The 17,597-nt window shown below is 38.0% G+C and carries 12 protein-coding genes; 3 read left to right on the top strand and 9 right to left on the bottom strand.

Annotation, left to right across the window (positions count from 1 at the left end):
• Positions 1 to 37: 37 nt before the first annotated feature.
• On the top strand, positions 38 to 910 hold the full coding sequence (locus ABXH06_RS03535) for a DNA ligase (protein WP_353517323.1): 873 nt from the start codon (positions 38 to 40) through the stop codon (positions 908 to 910).
• Between the two features lie 8 nt (positions 911 to 918).
• Positions 919 to 1,542 carry a LysE family translocator gene (locus ABXH06_RS03530; protein ID WP_311584212.1) on the top strand — a complete coding sequence of 208 codons (624 nt, stop codon included), beginning with the start codon at positions 919 to 921 and terminating at the stop codon, positions 1,540 to 1,542.
• Positions 1,543 to 1,572: 30 nt separating this feature from the next.
• Here ABXH06_RS03530 and ABXH06_RS03525 read toward each other — a convergent pair whose 3' ends face one another.
• From ABXH06_RS03525 to ABXH06_RS03505, 5 genes are all read right to left on the bottom strand, one after another.
• On the bottom strand, positions 1,573 to 2,481 hold the full coding sequence (locus ABXH06_RS03525) for a class I SAM-dependent methyltransferase (RefSeq protein WP_353517322.1): 909 nt from the start codon (positions 2,479 to 2,481) through the stop codon (positions 1,573 to 1,575).
• A gap of 78 nt (positions 2,482 to 2,559) precedes the next feature.
• Complete coding sequence (locus ABXH06_RS03520; protein ID WP_311584217.1) at positions 2,560 to 3,984, bottom strand: sodium-dependent transporter; 1,425 nt, start codon at positions 3,982 to 3,984, stop codon at positions 2,560 to 2,562.
• A 222-nt stretch (positions 3,985 to 4,206) separates the two neighbouring features.
• A complete protein-coding gene (locus ABXH06_RS03515) occupies positions 4,207 to 5,052 on the bottom strand; it encodes an HDOD domain-containing protein (protein ID WP_311584220.1) in 846 nt (281 codons plus the stop codon).
• A 116-nt stretch (positions 5,053 to 5,168) separates the two neighbouring features.
• Positions 5,169 to 6,848: a M28 family metallopeptidase gene (locus tag ABXH06_RS03510; protein ID WP_353517321.1), complete on the bottom strand. Its 1,680-nt coding sequence runs from the start codon at positions 6,846 to 6,848 to the stop codon at positions 5,169 to 5,171.
• A gap of 148 nt (positions 6,849 to 6,996) precedes the next feature.
• Entirely contained in the window at positions 6,997 to 7,476 is a 480-nt protein-coding gene (locus ABXH06_RS03505) for an Lrp/AsnC ligand binding domain-containing protein (RefSeq protein ID WP_311584226.1), read from the bottom strand.
• Between the two features lie 142 nt (positions 7,477 to 7,618).
• On the opposite strand from ABXH06_RS03505, the gene putA reads away from it, so the two are divergent.
• Positions 7,619 to 11,446, top strand: a complete 3,828-nt coding sequence (putA, locus tag ABXH06_RS03500; protein ID WP_353517319.1) for a bifunctional proline dehydrogenase/L-glutamate gamma-semialdehyde dehydrogenase PutA — start codon at positions 7,619 to 7,621, stop codon at positions 11,444 to 11,446.
• A 114-nt stretch (positions 11,447 to 11,560) separates the two neighbouring features.
• Here the strand turns inward: putA and ABXH06_RS03495 are convergent, their stop codons facing one another.
• The 4 genes from ABXH06_RS03495 to ABXH06_RS03480 all read right to left on the bottom strand — a co-directional run bounded on the left by ABXH06_RS03495 (position 11,561) and on the right by ABXH06_RS03480 (position 17,589).
• On the bottom strand, positions 11,561 to 12,934 hold the full coding sequence (locus ABXH06_RS03495) for a sensor histidine kinase (RefSeq protein ID WP_353517318.1): 1,374 nt from the start codon (positions 12,932 to 12,934) through the stop codon (positions 11,561 to 11,563).
• Positions 12,921 to 14,294: a sigma-54-dependent transcriptional regulator gene (locus ABXH06_RS03490; protein ID WP_311584235.1), complete on the bottom strand. Its 1,374-nt coding sequence runs from the start codon at positions 14,292 to 14,294 to the stop codon at positions 12,921 to 12,923. Before ABXH06_RS03490 ends, ABXH06_RS03495 begins: the two co-directional genes overlap by 14 nt.
• 135 nt (positions 14,295 to 14,429) lie before the next feature.
• On the bottom strand, positions 14,430 to 16,853 hold the full coding sequence (locus ABXH06_RS03485) for an FtsX-like permease family protein (protein WP_353517317.1): 2,424 nt from the start codon (positions 16,851 to 16,853) through the stop codon (positions 14,430 to 14,432).
• Between the two features lie 4 nt (positions 16,854 to 16,857).
• Positions 16,858 to 17,589, bottom strand: coding sequence for an ABC transporter ATP-binding protein (locus ABXH06_RS03480; RefSeq protein WP_311584240.1), 732 nt, complete (start codon positions 17,587 to 17,589; stop codon positions 16,858 to 16,860).
• Positions 17,590 to 17,597 lie beyond the last annotated feature (8 nt).

Raw genomic sequence — 17,597 nt, 5'->3', positions numbered from 1 at the left:
ACTGATGTCATCAATTACAAGAACAAGGATGTTCATCATGTCAGTTATCAGTAATTTATTAGTTACGTCACTTAGTTTCATTGTCTTTAGCGGTTATGCACAAAAACCTTCTAATGCTAGCTTAACAAAGCCTAGTTTTCAGCCTCCTATTCAACATGGCGTAGTCATACAAGAAAATATCCGTATACAAGATTACTGGGTCAGTGAAAAATTAGATGGAATTAGAGGTTATTGGAATGGCACAAAACTTTTTAGTCGCTCAGGAAATGAAATAAATCTGCCTCCTTGGTTCACTAAGGGCTGGCCCAACACAGCCATGGATGGCGAAATATGGCGTGGTAGAAACGCTTTTGAAAGCACCGCATCTTGTGTCTCTTTGCAAAAAGACAACAATGCTTGCTGGCAAACATTACGCTTTATGATTTTTGATCTACCTGGGCATAAAGGCACATTTTCCCAACGAATTATCGCGATGAAAACCCTTATTCGCCAAGCTTCCTCTTCATCTCTTAAAATGATCAAACAAATGAAAATAGCGAACAAAGCAGAGCTTTACCAGCGTTTAGATCAAGTAGTAAAACAGCATGGCGAAGGATTAATGCTACATCATCAAGATGCTTTATATCAGCAAGGGCGCAGCAAAAAATTAATGAAACTAAAAAAGTATCAAGACGCGGAAGCACGGGTAATTCAACATATTCCTGGAAAAGGAAAATACCAACAAATGCTTGGTTCTTTATTAGTAGAAACTCAATCAGGGCTGCAGTTTAAAATAGGCACCGGCTTTTCTGATCTGCAACGTAAAAATCCACCCCCTATTGGCGCAATAATAACCTATCAATTTATTGGTAAAACTAAACGAGGTGTGCCAAGATTCGCAAGTTTTAAACGAATTAGAAATATGAATTAGGACGATTAATGGAATTTCATTTATGGCTATCGTTAGCTTTTATCTGTGTCATGGGCGCATTATCGCCTGGGCCTAGTCTTGCTGTAGTAGTTAAAAACACTCTTTTTGGTGGTGCTAAGCAAGGTTATGCCACAGCCATTAGTCATGGTGCAGGTGTTGCCTTATACGCGGCATTAACCGCTTTAGGTATTGGTGTGGTTATTGTGCAATCTCCGATGCTATTTTCAATCATCCAATATGCAGGCGCAGCCTTTTTAATCTATTTGGGTATTAAGGCATTGATGAGTAAAAAGCAAAATTTTGACCTTCAAGAAGATCAACTTGCAACAGAAGTGAATCAACAAGTGATTAATGGTTGGAAAGACGGCTTTTTAATTGCTTTTTTAAATCCTAAATTAGCAATATTTTTCTTAGCATTATTTAGCCAGTTCGTTGATACCCAAGCAAGTTATCAACAAAAAATCATTATGGTTTCAACCGTTGGTATCATCGACACCTTATGGTATTTAATTGTCGCCTTTATGTTTTCTCGGGGACCAATATTAGAAAAACTGAAACGTAATAGTTATATTATCGATAAAATTACTGGCAGCTTTTTAATTCTACTTGCAGCTAGAATTGTCGTAAATTAAAGTCTTCATCAACGCATAAATGTAAAGGTATTAGGGTAAATATTTAAACCGTAATACCTTCAACCCCTTCCCTCTTTCTGCTTCAACAAATACCGTTGGATTGCTGATTTTTTCTTGAAAAATACAATCAGGGCATTCTCGGGCAACTTCGTCTAATAAAAATGATTCATCTAAATCAGGAGAATTTAAACACAGCAAAAGGTCTGCTTTCGGTTTAACTAATATTGGGATACGGCGAATGATTTTTTTGTAATCTCGCTCAATATCGACACTACCTTTTTGAAAGGACGGAGGATCGCAGATTAAAATGTCATAAGGACCATGTTTTTTCAGCCGACCGTAAGACTTAAAAATATCAACGCCTTCAAATTTTACTCGGCTAAGGTCTTGTTTATTTAACTTATGATTTTCACGTCCTTTGGCAAGCGCAGCTTTAGCCATATCAATATTAATAACTTGTTTGGCACCACCGGCAATACCGACAATTGAAAACGCGCAGGTATAAGCAAATAAATTTAAAATATTCTTATCTTTGCCATTATCTAAGAGCCATTTTCTCCCGTTGGCCATGTCCAAAAACAAGCCCAGATTTTGAGACTTTCCTAATTGAATATGATAATTCAGACCATGCTCTTCAACAATGGTAGCCGTAATAGGCTCACCCCATAACACCTCTATCGGCGCATATTTTTGATAACGATGCTGCACCTGAATTGATAAGCATTTTGCTTGAAAAGCTGCTAACTGTGATAACGCATCAACTTGTTCAGCCAACCATTGCTGGTCAACAGCTTGATATAAAGTGATAACAATTACCGGAGAAAACCAATCAACATTAATATGCTCAAACGATTGATAAGCATGTCCTCTACCATGAAAAATTCGTTGGCATTGAGTTAAATCACTTGTTTCAAGGTGTTGCGTAATATAAGAAATCATTTGCAAGAAATATAAAAAGAAAGGCCGAATAATTATATCAAATTACACGGCCTTTTTTACAGTTTGTTTAACGATTGATTAAAAACCGAAAAGATTTATCGCGAAAAATTTCGTCGCTACGGTATTAATAAAAATAAAGAACACAATCACAGGAATAAAGGTACCTAATGAAAAATTGACATATTTTTCTACCCAAGAGCCTGCATAGCTGTCACTCCCTTCAGATAGTTCAGCGGTAAGCTGTTTTTTCTTCCAGCGGTAACTCACAAAAATACACAATAAAAAGCCATTTAACGGCAAAATAGTGTCATAAAAAATATCGTAAACCACATCAAAGAAAGAACGTGAACCACCGGCATAGTTTGTGAACTCAGTGAAAAAGGCCACCATACCAAATGACACCGTTGCAAACACCGCTAAAGTACCTGCGGTCATTAATAAAATAGTTAATGCTTTTTTACGACTATGACATTTTTCAGTCACTAAATAAGATACAGGTACTTCTAAAATAGAAACAAGTGACGTGATAGCAGCAAAGAATACTAAAATAAAGAAAAATGCCGCCACTAAACTCGCACCGATATAGCCAATTGAAACCTGTAAAGCTAAAAATATTTTAGGTAAAAACGTAAAAATTAATGACACCGAACTATCACTTAGTTCCGCTGTATTTACATTTGGGTTAAACGAGAAAACAGCCGGTAAAATCATTAAACCAGCAGTAAAAGCCACTGCAGTATCAGTTATCGCTACTAACTTAGCAGAATTAGCAATATCCGTTTTATTGTTAATATAGGAGCCGTAAGTGATTAAAATCCCCATACCAAGCGATAATGAGAAAAACGCTTGCGAAAGCGCACCATTGATTACAGAAGGCGTGATTTTAGAAAAATCAGGAATAATAAAAAATTTCACCCCTGCCATCGAGTTTTCTAAAGTTAAAACAAAAATAACCATTAAGATCAGCATAATAAACAATGTCGGCATTAACACTTTGGCCGCTTTTTCAATACCGTCTTTCACACCCGCCACTAATATAAAATTAATGATGCCAGCCACAACCGCCATGGCGATAAAAAGATAAGGACTATTGATAAAGGTACCAAAACCTTCATTGCTCGCGAGAAAATCTAAATTTCCTGAAAGGGTTAACGCAATGTAGCCAAATAACCATACTGTCAGCACCATATAAAATACCGCGATCATAAATGGTGTTAGCACCCCTAAAAACCCAGCAGCCCCCCATAACTTACTGTCATTACTTAAGGATTTATATGCACCAACCGGTTCTTTTTGCGTTTTACGACCGACCGCCATTTCGGCAATCATAACCGGTAAGCAGATAAAAAATACAAAAAGTGCATACATAATTAAGAATGCACCACCACCGTTTTTAGCTGCGTTAACAGGAAAACCAACTAAATTACCGATACCAACAGCGGAGCCTGCAGCCGCCAAAATAAAACCGATGCGTGAGCTAAAATGTTCTCTAGATGCAGTCATGATGTCCTTCTTATGATAATTCTTACTTGTTATAATTTTTATTAAGCTATCTCGATATGTTGGACAGCCTTTATTTTTGATGCTCGATGCTAGCAAGGTTTCGTGAGAATGTCTTGCCTAACATTATCGTTTACGTAAACGTTGTGTACAGATAAGTTCACCCATTGCATTTACTCGAATAAAAATGATATTAAAACCAATGAATTAATATCTCTTACCTGATTAGCGTGTAAATAATTTCGCATCCATAATTTGTAAAATATTCGCAGCTTCTTGGCTGGCAAAATCTGCCGCAGCATTCAAATCATCGGTAGATATCGCTAAACTTTTACACAATGACTCATCAATCGTATCATCATAATTAAAAGTTTCAGGGTGTGAATCAACTAATGCTAACCGTGATGCTAAATATAGCACTTTGACATCTTTATTGATTTGAATGGTATGTGCTTCATTGTAATGGCGAATTGGTAAAATAATTTTTTCTGGAATTTGCCAAATTTTTAATAATTCTGCAGAAACATCAGTATAACTAAAACCCAATAGTTCATGCTGTAATTGCCAAGGTAAGTTCTCTGGAGAATAACCTTCACATTCTTTCGCAATTTCTGGGCTGATTTTAGCCACAATTAGCTCACCAAAATTTTGTAACAGTCCCGCAACAAAGAGACGTTCGATATCGCGAATTCCTGATTTTATCGCAAGGTTTTTCGTGGCTAACCCGCAAAAAACACTCATTCGCCAAAAACGTTTTAGATCGATAGCTTGATTTGAAAAATGCTTAAAAGCTGATGCTGCAACATCGACTAACATCATATTATAAATCGCTTGTGTACCAATAATTGTAATTGCACGTGATATGGTACTAATTTCTCCAGGAAAACTATAAATTGCACTATTGGCAATTTGAAGTAATCGCGAGGTCATTGAAGGGTCTACGCTGATCACATTGGCAAAATCTTCAATAGTAGAGCTTTCATCTTCCATTAACGATTTTACTTTAAAACAAGCATCTGGCAGTGCGAAAGAACCGTTTGCTTGAATCGCATATTCATGAGCATTCATCATTAATAATGTCCAATAATTTAAGTCATTTGAGTGTAACTGGTTGTACTGTTGAAGAAAACAAAAAAGCGCGACATTTTCATGCTGCGCCTTTAAAATGTTACCCAATAAGCAAGACGTTATTGCGCAAAAGTTTTCCCAAAAAAGTCACCTTCATTCCATACTGGACGATTTTCACCATTCGCAATTTCAACACCAATCATCATGTTTACTTCAGCAAAACTAGCTGCAGCATCCCAACGGATCGGTAAATCAATTTGATCACTGTGTTGGTGATAATGATTTTTTAAGAAATCACCAAACATTTTACCACCATCAATTTCAGGATCTTTCGATTTAAAACCTGTCATTAAAAATACTGATGGAATACCCGCTTTAACAAAGCTGTAATGATCACTACGGGTGAACAAAGCTTGCTCTGGCATTGGATCAGGGCTCAAACTAATATCAATTTTCTTCGCCGCAGATTCAACAATGCTACCTAAAGTAGAGTGGGTTGAACCAAACGCGATTACATCAGCAAAAGGGTATAAAATTAATGGCATATCTAAATTAACATTCGCTACCATTTGCATCACAGGAACCGTAGGATTATTGGCAAAATAACTTGAGCCTAATAAACCTTTTTCTTCACCGGTTACCACAACAAATAATACTGAACGTTTCGGTTTTTCTGGCATTGAAGCAAGTAAACGTGCCGTTTCTAATAAAATTGACACACCAGAAGCGTTATCTAAAGCACCATTATTTATAGTATCGACTGCTTCACCTTCTTCGTGATCATCACCGTGTTTACTCACACCGATATGATCTAAATGAGCACTAAATACCACGTATTCATTTTTTAATACTGGATCACTTCCCTCAAGCGTAGCAACAACGTTAGGGCTAGTAATTTCTTCATGACGAGATTTACTTGCTAACGTTACTTTTGCGGCTAAATCGAAACCTTTAATGCTTTCATTGGCTGTATCACTTGCAAAAACATCTGCTAAGCTTTTTTCAGCACCGGCAAATAAAGCTTCAGCACTTTCGTGGTGTAGATGTGCACCACCTTTTATTTCTTCATATTTTCCAAATGGTTTCCCATCTTTACCAACCCAACTTAAACGTGGTGTACCAGCATATTTAGCTGACTTCTCAAAACTACGTACTTTTTCACGTTTTGGCGTATGAACAGTAATAAAACCTACAGCACCACGTTCCGCGGCATGACGGATTTTTTCACGACCTGAACCTAAATGTGCACCTTCTTCAGAAGGTAAATCATCCGGACGACCCGTTAATACCACAACAATTTTACCTTCAACATCTAAGTTATGGTAATCATCGTAACCAAATTCAGGCGCGATAACGCCGTATCCGGCAAAAACAGTCTCGGCTTGCACCATGGATTCAAGTTCCAGTGATGAACCAGACATAATAAAATCATCTTTGAAAGTTAAATCAACAGTTCCAGTAGCATTTTCAATGATCATTTTCGCACTGCCGTCTTCTAAATAAGCTTTACGAAAAGTCACTTCTTGTTCATAGGTGCCATGATCACCTTGTGGCAATAACCCTAATTGTTTGAAATTTGATTTCACGTAATTGGCGGCAATTTGATGACCTTCACTACCGGTATCTCGCCCCTTTAACATGTCATCGGCTAAAAATTCAACATGCGCTTTAATACGTTCAGCATTAACCTTTTCTGGTTGAGCACTCACTGTTGATTCAGTTGTGGTGGCTTGCTGTGAGCAACCTGTTAATACAGCAAGTGACAATAAGCTTGCCGAAGTTAATAATTTAAATTTCATGTAAATCTCTTTAGATATGATTAAAAATGATTTCATAGCCAATAACTATGAAGTGCTTTTACTATATAGTTAGCACTGAAAGAATTCCAGTACCACTCATCGTAGATTTGTCACCACTAAACGATTTGCACTGTCGAGTTAATCAATATTAGATATTAATAGGTACGCCAGCATCTTGTTTAACATTTTCGGTGACAATATATGTATGGGTATGTGAAACTGCTGGCAAATTGACAATTTCTGATAAAATTTCTCGATAATCTTCAATGTTATTAAACAGAACCTTAATTAAATAATCAAAACCGCCCGCCACTAAATGACATTCAGCGACTTCTTCAATTTTCACCACTTCTTTTCGAAACTCGTTAAAAACGTCGCCGGTTGTTCTATCAAGAGTCACTTGCACAAAAGCTTTCATACCAAAGCCTAATTTATTCGCATTTAAAAAAGCACCGTAACGATTAATAAAGCCTTCTTTTTCTAATCGCTTCATGCGCTCTAAACAAGGACTCGCACTTAAATTCACTTTTTTCGCTAAATCAGTGTTCGAAATCCGCCCATCTTTTTGCAAAGTGTCTAAAATAGTTAAATCAATCCGATCTAAGGTACGTGTTTTAGCAGAACTCATATTTAAGCATTATCTATGGTTATTTTCGTAATATTCAGTAAATTATCTTGTTATTTACCGAAAAACGCAAACACATTCTGCGGCAATAGCTATAAAATTCGCACCAAAATTTGTCACCAATAAACTTTAATAAGGTACAATTATGCTATTCACTGGTTCATTAAATACACAAAACAGCATACGTCAAAAAATTCGTGAATTTTATCGCATTGATGAAAATGATGCCGTAGATCACATTTTACCATTAGCAGAAGTGAATGTTAGTGCCAGAAGTCGTGCATGGGAACGTGCACGTAAAATGGTGTTGAAAATTCGCCAAGACCAAGCAGGCAATGGTGCTATTGATGCTTTATTACAAGAATACTCGCTTTCAAGTGAAGAAGGGGTAGTATTGATGTGTTTAGCTGAAGCATTATTACGCGTACCTGATAAGCATACACAAGACGAATTAATTCGTGACAAAATTTCACAAGGTCAATGGAGTAGCCACTTAGGCAGCAGTGATTCATTATTTGTTAATGCTTCTTCGTGGGGATTATTAATCACCGGCTCTATGGTGAATTACGCCGACAAACGTAACCACGACCGGTTTAGTTTATTGAAAAAAACCATTGGCCGCTTAGGCGAACCTGTTATTCGTAAATCAATGAACTATGCCATGAAAATTATGGGTAAACAGTTTGTCATGGGCGAAACCATCAAAGCCGCCACAGAACGCGCTGCTACGAAAGAACAGCAAGGTTATGTCTATTCTTACGATATGCTTGGTGAAGGTGCCCGCACAATGCGAGACGCTGAACGTTATTTAAAAGCTTATCAGGATGCAATTGTAACTATCGGTGATGCCGCAGTTGCTTCAGGTAAGAATGATCCACGCAAAGTACCGGGTATTTCTGTTAAGTTGTCAGCGATTCATCCGAGATACGAATTTACCCATAAAGAACGTGTCATGGCTGAAATAGTGCCAAAATTAAAAGCGCTTTGTTTACAAGCCAAACAATACAATATTGGCTTAACGGTAGATGCAGAAGAATCTGAACGATTAGAAATATCTCTCGATATCATTGAAGCCGTTTTTTGTGATAATGATTTAGCCGACTGGAATGGTTTTGGTCTTGCACTACAAGCCTATCAAAAACGCGCTATTTTCGTGGTTGATTGGTTACGTGAACTTACTGAGAAAGCGGGCCGTAAAATGATGGTGCGTTTAGTCAAAGGGGCGTATTGGGATAGCGAAATTAAAAACGCCCAAAAAGATGGCTTGCAGCATTTTCCTGTTTTCACCCGTAAATCATCTACCGATGTTTCATATCATGCCTGTGCGAACAAACTTTTAGCCTACAGAGATACTATTTATCCGCAATTTGCGACACATAATGCTTATACTGCGGCAACCATAGTTGAACTTGCCGGTGATGATAAAGAAGGCTTTGAATTTCAGTGTTTACATGGCATGGGAGATTCGTTGTATGATCAAATAGTTAGCAATGAACACATCCAATGTCGTATTTATGCGCCTGTAGGTCAGCATGAAGACTTACTGGCATACCTTGTTCGTCGTTTATTAGAAAACGGCGCCAACTCTTCTTTTGTCAATGCCATTGTCGATGAAACACAACCTGTTGAATCACTATTAGAAGATCCAGTAGAAAAAACACAACGATTAAAAGATAAATACAATAATCAAATCACTAAACCTATTGCATTATATTATGATAAAAATGGTCAAGGACGTGATAACGCGAAAGGCTTAGATTTAACCGATATTAATAGCATCACGCCACTAAAAGAATCATTAGATCAGTGGCTAAAAGACAACTTAATCAATCATGATGATATTCCAACAGATGCGATTGCGGTAAAAAACCCGGCAGATCACAGCGAAATCATTGGTTTTCATCATATTCATAGCAAAGAAGATATGCTGGCGATGATCGATACCGCGCAAGCAAGCTTCGATTCATGGTCAAACACACCTGTTTCAGAACGTGCGGCTTTGTTATGTCGAGTAGCAGATATCCTTGAACGTCATACTGACGAGTTAATTGCTTTGTGTATAAAAGAAGCCGGTAAAGTAGCGCAAGATGGTATTGATGAAGTACGCGAAGCGGTTGATTTTTGTCGTTATTACGCGCAAAGAGCTATTGAACTTGAAGCCGATGAACGTTTAGAAGCGCGTGGTGTGGTGTTGTGTATTAGTCCATGGAACTTCCCGTTAGCGATTTTCTTAGGCCAAGTGGCGGCCGCTATTTCAACCGGTAATACGGTGTTAGCTAAACCGGCAGAACAAACCAGTTTAATCGCTTTACGGACTATAGAGTTAATGAAGTCAGTTGGCTTACCAGAAGGTGTTGTACAAGCAGTCATTGCCCGAGGCAGCCAAGTTGGCAGCGTCATCATTCCTGATGAACGCATTCAAACTGTGATGTTTACTGGCTCAACCGCAACAGGAACGTTAATTTCACAAACCTTAGCCGAGCGCGGTGGCGATCAAGTACCATTGATTGCTGAAACTGGCGGTCAAAACTGTATGATAGTTGACTCTACCGCCTTACCAGAGCAAGTGGTTGATGACGTCATTTCATCCGGTTTTCAATCAGCAGGTCAACGTTGTTCTGCGCTGAGAGTGTTATTTTTACAAGAAGATATTGCTGACAATGTCATTACGATGCTCAAAGGCGCATTAGCAGAATTACATGTGGGAGATCCTGCTCAATTAAGCACAGATATCGGCCCGGTGATAGATCAAAAAGCGCTTGATGCACTCAATGCTCATAGTGATTATATGCAATCAAAGGGGCAGCTTTTATATCAGTGTGAAGTATCGACTGAATCAAAAGAAAACGAACATTTCTTTTTTGCACCTCGCCTTTATGAAATCAATGATATTGATGTATTGCAACAAGAAGTCTTTGGTCCTTGTGTACACGTTGTGCGTTTTAAAGGCAATGAAATAGAAGCAGTTATTGATAAAGTAAATGGTACTGGTTTTGGTTTAACTATGGGGATACATACCCGTATAGAAAAGCGAGCGTTTGATTTAGCTAAACTTTCACGTGCCGGTAATATTTATATTAACCGCAATATGATTGGTGCAATTGTCGGGGTTCAACCTTTTGGTGGACGTGGACTTTCAGGGACAGGACCAAAAGCAGGTGGACCAAATTATTTAACTCGATTAGTGAAAGAAAAAGCGACACCAAATCCAGAGCAATTTAACTTATTACCAGCGCAAGTAGACGCGTTAGATGGTGGTGAAGAATCAGTTAAAGAAGCTAAATTAATGATGGAAAAAGCAGCTTCTGCTGAAAAAAATTGGCGCTTAACCGATTTAAATACCCGTATTTCTTGTGTACGTCAGCTGTTAGCAAAAATTGCTCATGTGGGGATTGTTGATGAATTAGCTGAAGATTTAGATAGAACCTTAATGTCGGCTCGTTCGCAGTTAATCAATATTGAAAAACGGTTGAAAAAACCAACGTTATTGCCGGGGCCAACAGGGGAATCTAATGTTTTATACCTGGAAAACCGCGGTAACCTGATTTGTTTTGCCGATAAAAATGTAACTTTCCACTTTTGGGTGTTATCGATTGTAACGGCGTTAGCAACAGGTAATACGGTTATTACCGTAGTTTCGGACTTATTTTACGATGAAGCATTAGCGTTTAGAGATAAATTTATTGCCACTGGTGAAGATAAAAATGTTTTCCAAGTGGCTCGATTACGTCATTTATCCACTATGTTAGAACACCCTGCTCTTTCCGGCATTGTGGTAGACAGTTCGTGTGACCGTAAACATTTCTTCAGTGAAAAATTAGCGGAACGCCAAGGTGCGATATTGCCGGTGATCAGTTCTGAATATTTAGATAATTTAATTCAGCGCTTAACGACCGAAAAAACCATCAGCATTGATACAACGGCGTCGGGTGGAAACACTTCCTTAATGACCTTGATTGAAGAAGACGAATAATCAACTGAACAACAAAGGCTCTATCAATCATAGAGCCTTTTTTATCTTTCAAAGCTAAGTGACAAATCACAACCGCTTCAACAAATTAAATTTAAAGCAGTTATTTAACACCAGTTAACTGAAGTTAACGTATTCAATAGCGGGCAAAGATAACGTAACAGCAACACCTTTGTTCTTCACTCCGACATTTTTCAATTTTATTAAGCCGTTATGATTAAACATTATTTGCCGACATAACGTCAGTCCAATACCACTGCCTTTATTTTTTGTCGTGTAAAATGGCACAAAAACATTCTCTAAGTTGGCAATGCCAGCGCCCTGATCTTCAATAATAATATGCTGCCAAGCACCTTCTTGATAAGAGTTTACCTGAATGACTTTTTCACTTTGAAGCTCCATGGCTTCAACAGCATTTTTGAAAATATTAATCAATACTTGCTCAAATTGATTTTTATCAACGTGAATCATTAATTTTTCATCAATAACCGTGTTAACTTCACACATTGGGAATAACGCAGCGAGGTTATCAAGCATAGTTTTCAGAGAAATGTTGGAAACGTTTGGTTTAGGTAAATGTGCTAACTGGCTATAACTTGCGATAAATTCACTTAATGATCCAGCCCTTTCATTAATAATACCTATGCCATCAAGTAACGATGTTTGTTGCTGTTCATCGGCTAATTTTTGCAGCTTTGACTGCATGGTTTGACTAATGGCCACAATAGGGGTTAATGAATTATTCAGCTCATGGCTTAATACCCGCAATAAGCTTTGCCAGGCTTTCCGCTCTTTTTCCATAAGCAAACGTTCTGCATTCGTTAGCATATAAAGTTGATGCTTTTTGCCTTCACTTAAAAAAGACTCTTTCAATAAAAAATGTTCGCCGGTTAATTGGGTGTGACTAAAATCAACGATGCCAGACGTAGCATGTTCAATTTCTCCACCAATTAAGGTGGAGGAAAGCTGAATTTTTTCAATATTCTCCACATTCCCTAACACTAATTTTTTAGCGGAAGCATTGGCCATGACAACCAACCCTGTTTCGTCGGTGGCTAAGACAATGGCATCCATTTGCTCCATGATGCGCTCTAGCAATAATCGAGACTCTTTCGCTTCAATTTTATGTTGCGATAATGTATCAGCCAACTCATTAATTAAATTGAGCAATTCTTGAAACGCTTGATTGGTTTGTAGCCGCCCTCTTAAGGTGTAATCGCCATCAATCATCGACTCAATTAAATTGGACAATGTACGAATTTGATAATCAGAATTAAGTTGACTTGCCACCACAACATAGCTGCATAACAAGGTAAGAATGATGATAATAAACGCGATTAAGTAAATAGAAATTTCAGCTAATAGCAACGCGCTTATCGTCATAGCAACACATGGAATACAAACCAAGAGCACTAACTTGAGCTGATTATCACCTTGGTAATATTTAGCGTTACCCAATAACCACTGACGAGCCGACTTAAACAAGTTCATATTTACTCAAACGTCGGTAATATCCACTGCGACTTAAGCCAAGTGACTTAGCTGTTTCCGTAGCATTACCACGGAAAAACGCTAATCGTTTAATAAGCGCTTTACGCTCAATAGCTTCAAGACTCAAGCTAGGATCGTCAAGAGATTCGTGGTTATTTTCCACTACTTTTAACATTAAATCATCCGCATCAATAGACGATTTTTTACAGGTAAATAATACCCGTTCCATCAAATGACTTAACTCGCGAATATTACCCGGCCAATGATATTGTTGTAGGGCAAGTACCGCTTGGTCAGTTAATTGAGGTAATGTACGATGATATTTAGAGCTGAACTGTATCAGGAAATGCTCAGCCAGCGCAGGAATATCTTCAAGACGTTCATTGAGTGATGGTACACGCAATTCAATGGTATTGAGTCGATAATATAAATCTTCTCTAAATTGATTGTTTTTAATATCAGCTAATAAGTCGCTATTGGTTGCAGAGATAATTCTGACATTCGCTTGTAATGATTTGCTACTGCCAACAGCTTCAAATTTTTGCTCTTCTAAAACCCGCAATAGTTTTGCTTGCTGGGCGATAGGTATATTGGCTAACTCATCTAAAAACAAAGTTCCTTGCTCAGCCATTTCAAAACGACCGACACGGTTTTCTTTGGCATCGGTAAATGCCCCTTTAACATGCCCAAACATTTCACTTTCAAATAACGATTCAGGAATAGCCCCCATATTTACCGGCACAAAAGAATGCTTTGCACGATTTGATACTTGATGTACGTATGAAGCTAACATGCTTTTGCCAGTACCATTATCCCCTGTCAGTAAAATACTCATTTCACTTTGTGCTAAATCATCAAGGGTTGATAACAGGTTTTGCATAACCGGCGATTGAGCGATAATACCTTCTCGATTGCTCGGATGAGCTTGCGAAGTGAGTAAGTGGTTTTGCTGGCTAAGTCGTTGCGCTTTTTTATCGGATTGCGCTAATGCCAATTGATTCGCAATTGCACTGAGCATACGTTCATTTTTCCAAGGCTTTTGAATAAAATCTTTAGCCCCCGCTTGCATTGCTTCCACGGCAATGTCTATGGTTGCCCACCCTGTCATCACAATAATAGGGATATTTAATTCTAGTGCCGTAATAGCCGATACTAACGAAATCCCCTCTGAACCGGAGGTAGTATCATGTTGAAAGTTCATATCAAGTAACACCAGATCTACTACATGATTTTTAATACTTTCCAAAGCCGCTTCTGGTGTCGTTACCGCTAAAATGTCGAAGCCTTCATCGGCAAGGACAAATTTTAAACTGGCAATGATATTGATATCATCATCTGCAATAAGGATTTTTTTAGTCACTATAAGGTTCATTTCCGAAGTTATTTATTCACTTTAAGTAATATTCACTCAAGGAACAAGCATTGGTTCAAGATGAAAAGCAGATAAACTTGCTGTGTTATCTGCTTGTTTCAATCTCATGGTTAACGCGCTAAGTTATTCATATCTGAGCGCTAAACTCGGCTCCATCTTTACGGCTCTTCTGGTCGGTAAATAGGTCGCAAACATCACCACTAATGATAAGCCCACCGCCACAACAACCGCCTGCATAAAATAAATAGTTATTGGAAAAATTCCTTCAGTAAATTTATGGAAACCAAAGGCAAGAAGATAAAATAATACCATTGCTAATCCGAGACCTATTAATAATTGTTTAGCACCTTGTTTTAAAAACATTTGAATAATACTTTTATCACTGGCGCCAACGGCTCTTCTGATCCCTACTTCATGAGTACGTTGTGCCACGGCATTTGCCGTTAGGCCGTAAATACCTACCATTGCCAATAATAAGGCAAAAAAGCCTGTTCCAAAGGTAATATTCGACATTAACCGCATGGAATCACGCATCATATTTCTATTTTTATCTGAAGGTTGAACTTCATAATCTAATTCAATATTTCTATCGGTTTGGAACATGGCTTGGTAAAAAATTTCACCTCTATCTTTCGTATCAGGATGAACACGATAAAACAATATTTGAGACGCATCGGAAAACTGAAGCCCTGATAAATAGATTTCATCGGCGCTATCACGCTTACCAAACATTTTACTGGCATTCATGCGATTACTTACCACACCAACAATCACGACTTTCTCATCTTTATCGTTCACTGTGATCAAAAGACTTTTCTCTAGTGGCGACTCACCTGGCCAATAACGGTTAGCCATTGACTGACTAATAATGGCAACTTTTTGCTGGCCTAGTTTGTCATTATGCGTAAATTGTCGTCCCGCTTTCAGTGAAATACCAACCGTAGCACTATCACCAATCACACTGATGGTATCAACTTTTGGTTTCTCTTCTTCTGATTGGTATTCGTGCCCATCAAGACTAATTGCGGAAGAGCCCATCCAATTGTGAGTGATCACATCCACAACTTGAGGGTGAGATTTCAGTCGTTCAATTAGTTCACTTAATAGCGCTAATTGTTGTGGCTGATCCGTATATTTTAATTCCGGTATAGTAAAACGAGCGGTCATCACATCTTGGTAATTATCGCCCATTTCCATGTTAATAAATTTATGGGCAATAAAAGCAGATATCGACCCGATAAGCATTAACACGGCCACTAAAAACACTTGCGTAGTCACTAATATTCGAGAAAAACGTCCTGACTTTTTACTCTGTGCTCCTCTTGTACCATCTCTTAATACTAAGTTGATATCTTGATTTGCCGACCGCCAAGCGGGTAAAAAAGTCGATAACAAAATGGTAACTAAAGTAAATAAAATAGCCATCGCTAATGTTTCACTATCCATACCATAGTGCCACCAAAACGCACCACCATTGGGTAACCATGAACTTAGCACAACTTCGGTATAGTCAAGCACGGCTGCCACTAATAACACGGAAAGCAATGCACCTAGGCATGTTATAAGCGTTCCTTCCCACATTAACTGACTGACTAATCGTTTTGTTTTTGCACCTAAAGCGGCTCTGATGGCCGTTTCTTTTTGTCGTTCAATGGTTCGTGCGAATAATAAATTACCGACATTAATACAGGCCAGTAACAAAATTAACCAAGAAATAAGCATTAAGAAAGCAAATACAATATTGCCATCATTACCTGTTTGAGCCATTTGAAACGTCATGAGTTGCACGGTTTTATTTAATTCTGGCAAGCCATACAATTTGACATTTTCCTGATATATTTGATTTATGGCTTGGCCAAGCTCTTGCTCAGCTTGTGCAATTTCAACCCCTTGTTTTAATCGGGCATAGGCAAAATAACTGGTGCTTTTTTCAGGATCATCATTGAAGTATTCATTGGTTAATGGCAACCAAATTTGCGAAGAATGTGGGAATCGATAAGCCTTTGGCATGACACCAATAATTTCGGTGATTTGACCATTAATCACCATGGTTTTTTCTAAGATATCGTTGCTTCCTTGGTGATCCGCTTGCCATAATTCATAGCTGATTAATGCCACAGGTTTTGCACCTTCGAGCAGGTCACTATCTTGTATCACTCGGCCTTGAATCGGCAGTACACGGCTAAATTCGAGAAAGCCAGGGCGAATATAGCTACCAGAATAATTCTTTCCTGATTGTTCAACCGAAACGCGAATATTGGCATTTTCATAAATACCAAATTCGTCAAAACTAGTTAAATCATTTTTTACATTTTCAAATTCATAACCCGTGATATGTCGAAACCTTTCATTATGATAAACCGTAACAGATTTTGCCGTCGTACCTTCCGGAATAGGCAAAGGTTTATATATGGTTGAATAGAGAAACGAAAAGGTAAATAAGCTTATGGATAAACCACCAATTAACACACCAATAGTCATGGCGGTAAATTTTGGCGATTGAAACAATAAGCGCACGGCATATTTTATATCGATAAACATTGACATTTTGTTACCCCACAGCAATTTCATCAGGACTAACCGTGGCTGACTTAGGCTTAGTAAAATGATCTTTAATCAACTGACCATCAAACATTTCTAAACAACGATTCGCTCTATTAGCGGATGCATGATCATGGGTTACCATGCAAATAGTAGCGCCATCTTGATGTAAAACATCAAATAACTGTAAAACAGCTTCGGCATTTTTAGAGTCTAAGTTACCTGTTGGCTCATCAGCTAATATAATACTAGGATCATTGACCAACGCACGTGCAACGGCCACACGTTGTTGTTGACCACCGGATAATTGCGAAGGAAAGTGATTTTTTCGATGGCTCATCTCAACCTTAGTTAAAACCTCGTTAACTTTTTCTTCCATAAATTGTTTAGATTTATGCGTTTGATAAGTTAACGGCAACATCACATTTTCAAAGACGGTTAAATCTGAAATTAAATTAAACGATTGAAAAACAAAGCCAATTTGTTCAGACCTAATCGTTGCGCGTTGGTCACGAGTTAATGAAGAAACATCATTATCGGCTAATAAATATTGGCCACCGCTTGGCGCATCGAGCAAACCTAGCAAAGATAATAACGTTGATTTACCACAGCCAGATTGCCCACTTAAAGCAATGTATTCACCTTTATTAATCACTAAATTGATATCATTTAATGCGCGGGTTTCTATCTCTTCTGTGAAAAAAGTTTTACTGATATTTTTTAAGGTAATTAATGGTGTCATAATTTTTA

It is taken from the genome of Thalassotalea sp. SU-HH00458 (assembly GCF_040362795.1).
Taxonomy (GTDB): domain Bacteria; phylum Pseudomonadota; class Gammaproteobacteria; order Enterobacterales; family Alteromonadaceae; genus Thalassotalea_H; species Thalassotalea_H castellviae.
This window is presented reverse-complemented; position numbering and strand designations above follow the sequence as displayed.

What these genes read in the sequence shown, in the direction of transcription:
- ABXH06_RS03480 (WP_311584240.1), bottom strand. Translation starts at nt 17,589, where the DNA reads ATGACACCATTAATTACCTTAAAAAATATCAGTAAAACTTTTTTCACA.
- ABXH06_RS03515 (WP_311584220.1), bottom strand. Translation starts at nt 5,052, where the DNA reads ATGATGAATGCTCATGAATATGCGATTCAAGCAAACGGTTCTTTCGCA.
- ABXH06_RS03525 (WP_353517322.1), bottom strand. Translation starts at nt 2,481, where the DNA reads ATGATTTCTTATATTACGCAACACCTTGAAACAAGTGATTTAACTCAA.
- ABXH06_RS03530 (WP_311584212.1), top strand. Translation starts at nt 919, where the DNA reads ATGGAATTTCATTTATGGCTATCGTTAGCTTTTATCTGTGTCATGGGC.
- ABXH06_RS03510 (WP_353517321.1), bottom strand. Translation starts at nt 6,848, where the DNA reads ATGAAATTTAAATTATTAACTTCGGCAAGCTTATTGTCACTTGCTGTA.
- ABXH06_RS03495 (WP_353517318.1), bottom strand. Translation starts at nt 12,934, where the DNA reads ATGAACTTGTTTAAGTCGGCTCGTCAGTGGTTATTGGGTAACGCTAAA.
- ABXH06_RS03520 (WP_311584217.1), bottom strand. Translation starts at nt 3,984, where the DNA reads ATGACTGCATCTAGAGAACATTTTAGCTCACGCATCGGTTTTATTTTG.
- ABXH06_RS03485 (WP_353517317.1), bottom strand. Translation starts at nt 16,853, where the DNA reads ATGTCAATGTTTATCGATATAAAATATGCCGTGCGCTTATTGTTTCAA.
- ABXH06_RS03505 (WP_311584226.1), bottom strand. Translation starts at nt 7,476, where the DNA reads ATGAGTTCTGCTAAAACACGTACCTTAGATCGGATTGATTTAACTATT.
- putA (WP_353517319.1), top strand. Translation starts at nt 7,619, where the DNA reads ATGCTATTCACTGGTTCATTAAATACACAAAACAGCATACGTCAAAAA.
- ABXH06_RS03535 (WP_353517323.1), top strand. Translation starts at nt 38, where the DNA reads ATGTCAGTTATCAGTAATTTATTAGTTACGTCACTTAGTTTCATTGTC.